This window comes from Methylophaga sp. UBA5088, assembly GCF_002414625.1.
GTDB lineage: Bacteria > Pseudomonadota > Gammaproteobacteria > Nitrosococcales > Methylophagaceae > Methylophaga > Methylophaga marina.
In genome coordinates this window covers 35,527-35,774 of sequence record NZ_DIAC01000129.1, presented here as the reverse complement: position 1 = coordinate 35,774, position 248 = coordinate 35,527, and the positions used below count along the sequence as shown (strand labels likewise).

Sequence of the window (248 nt, the reverse complement as noted above, 5' to 3'; positions counted from 1 at the left end):
GTGCCCACGTTGACGTGGGGTTTAGAACGTTCAAATTTTGCTTTAGACATGAGTAGTATCCCCGGCACTAAATTTATTGAGCCAAAAAATCAAAACAGGCAGGAACACCCTGCCTAAGACAAATTGTGGAGCCCGCAATCAGAATCGAACTGATGACCTCATCCTTACCATGGATGCGCTCTACCGACTGAGCTATGCGGGCCTAAATTCTTCCAAAAAATGGAGCGGGTGATGGGAATCGAACCCAC

At 47.2% G+C, this 248-nt stretch carries 1 tRNA gene; it reads right to left on the bottom strand.

The window, feature by feature from the left end:
* Positions 1-126 precede the first annotated feature (126 nt).
* Positions 127-202, bottom strand: a tRNA-Thr gene (locus tag B4K20_RS15995).
* Positions 203-248 lie beyond the last annotated feature (46 nt).